This is a genomic window from Mycobacterium sp. E3247 (genome assembly GCF_001667785.1).
In the GTDB taxonomy this organism is placed as follows: Bacteria; Actinomycetota; Actinomycetes; order Mycobacteriales; family Mycobacteriaceae; genus Mycobacterium.
Map to the genome: position 1 here is coordinate 1 of NZ_LZJG01000211.1, position 1,267 is coordinate 1,267.

1 protein-coding gene and 1 other RNA gene are annotated in these 1,267 nt (G+C 67.8%); both read left to right on the forward strand.

What is annotated here, in order from left to right; translation table 11 throughout:
• Positions 1 to 93, forward strand: an RNA gene (gene ffs, locus A9X04_RS11515) — signal recognition particle sRNA small type; the annotation flags it as partial.
• Between the two features lie 187 nt (positions 94 to 280).
• Positions 281 to 1,267, forward strand: a 987-nt coding sequence (locus A9X04_RS11520; RefSeq protein WP_156764320.1) for an aminotransferase class I/II-fold pyridoxal phosphate-dependent enzyme, incomplete at its 3' end; no start/stop codon positions are given.

Sequence of the window (1,267 nt, forward strand, 5' to 3'; positions counted from 1 at the left end):
GGACCCCGCGCGGCGTCTATCCTGTGAACTCCCCCAGGGCCGGAAGGCAGCAAGGGTCAATGGGCTCTGTCGGGTGCGCGGGGTCCCCTATATCCATAGAGTGGCGACCCGCTTCGCCCGGCTCCGGCGCGCTTGCGATCGCACTAGGTTCGATCAGTGGCGACCCGCTGCGCCCGGCTCCGCCGCGCTTGCGATCGCACTAGGTTCGATCAGTGGCGACCCGCTGCGCCCGGCTCCGCCGCGCTTGCGATCGCCACTATGAGCAGCGAAAGGGCCCGTGGTGTCTTTCGATTCCCTCAGCCCCGAAGAGTTGGCGGCCCTGCACGCGCGCAACCAGCAGGACTACGCCGACCTGCAGGCCAAGAAGCTGGCCCTCGACCTGACCCGCGGCAAACCCGCGCCGGAGCAGCTCGACCTGTCCAACCAGCTGCTGAGCCTGCCCGGCGAGGACTACCGCGACAGCGAGGGCACCGACACCCGCAACTACGGCGGCCTGCACGGGCTGCCCGAGCTGCGGGCCATCTTCGGCGAGCTGCTCGGCATCGGCGTGCCCAACCTGATCGCCGGCAACAACTCCAGCCTGGAGTTGATGCACGACCTGGTCGCCTTCTCGATGCTCTACGGCGGTGTCGACTCCCAGCGCCCCTGGAAGGACGAACCGAGCGTCAAGTTCCTGTGTCCCGTTCCCGGCTACGACCGGCACTTCGCGATCACCGAGACGATGGGCATCGAGATGGTCCCGGTGCCGATGCTGGCCGACGGCCCCGACGTCGACCTGATCGAGGAGCTGGTCGCCGTCGACCCCGCCATCAAGGGCATGTGGTCCGTGCCGGTCTTCGGCAATCCCACCGGCATCACCTACTCGTGGGAGACGGTGCGCCGGCTGGTCCAGATGCGCACGGCGGCGCCCGACTTCCGGCTGTTCTGGGACAACGCGTACGCGGTGCACACCCTGACGCACGAGTTCATCCGCCAGATCGACGTGCTGGGGCTTGCGGCCAAGGCCGGCAACCCCAACCGGCCCTATGTGTTCGCGTCCACCTCCAAGATCACCTTCGCCGGTGCGGGCGTGAGCTTCCTGGGCGGCTCGCTGGGCAACATCGCGTGGTACCTGCAATACGCGGGGAAGAAGTCGATCGGCCCGGACAAGGTCAACCAGCTGCGGCACCTGCGTTTCTTCCGCGACGCCGACGGGGTGCGCCTGCACATGCTGCGTCACCAGCAGATCCTGGCGCCGAAATTCGAGCTGGCGCTGGACATCCTGGAC